This window comes from Mesorhizobium sp. P5_C1, from assembly GCF_054049815.1.
This window is the reverse complement of sequence record NZ_JBFULQ010001130.1, coordinates 1-961: the sequence shown is the minus strand read 5'-3', so window position 1 is coordinate 961 and position 961 is coordinate 1. Positions and strand designations below refer to the sequence as shown.

Annotated in this window: 1 protein-coding gene; it reads left to right on the top strand. The window is 60.9% G+C overall.

What is annotated here, in order from left to right:
- On the top strand, positions 1-961 hold a 961-nt coding region (locus tag ACXJ7R_RS34370), incomplete at both ends, for a PAS domain-containing protein (protein WP_457155677.1).

The following is a 961-nucleotide window of genomic DNA, read 5'->3' as shown; positions in this document are numbered from 1 at the left end:
GGCTTGTCGGTATTCTGGCTGTCCAGCGAATTGGTTGAGACCGCCGGAGCCAATATTTACGTGAGTTTGACCCTCCTCGCCGCGACTGCGATCTTGACCGGCTTTCTCATTCAAGGGCCGCAAGGGCAGGGTGCGTCGGATCGCACTGGGTATGACGCGCATGAGTTCTTGGAGAGCATTCCCGGACCGGCATGGATCGTCGACCCGGAAGGCCGGTTAACCGAGGTGAGCACGAGCCTTCGGGCCTATCTCGGCACCGTCGACACCAGCAATCTCCCTTGCCGGCAGGTTATTCATCCGAAGGACTTCGACCGAACTGCAGGCCTCATGTCGCAATGCCTGGAGAATGGCCAGGAATTCCATGGCGCATGCCGGCTTCGTCGCCACGATGGGACTTATCGCTGGTTCCGTGTCGCGGCTCGGCCCCGGTTCGATCGGAACGGCAAGTTCATCGGGTGGTATGGTGTCCTGCTCGATATCGATGACTTGAAGAAAGTGGAACAGGCTTTGGAGGCCAGAGAGTTCCAGCTCCAGCGGCTGATCGACACCCTTCCGACACTGGTCTGGTCCGCCCGCCCAGACGGTTCCACCGAATTCCTGAGCCGGAGATGGCACGAATACACGGCGCTGTCTCAGGAGCAGGCAGCCGGCTGGGGTTGGACTGCCGCCATACACTCGGACGATCGAGACCGGCTTGTCGAATACTGGCGATCTCTCCTGGCAGCTGGTGCGGCGGGCGAGATCGAGGCCCGGCTACGCCGCTTCGATGGCCAGTACCGCTGGTTCCTTTTCCAAGGCGAACCAGTGCGCGATGGCTCCGGCACTGTGGTCCAGTGGTTCGGGAGCAACACCGACATCGACGATCGCAAGCGGACCGAGGAGGCATTGCGAGCCAGACAGTATGAACTCCAGCAACTTATCGACACCATACCGACACTCGTCTGGTCCGTCACTCCCGAGG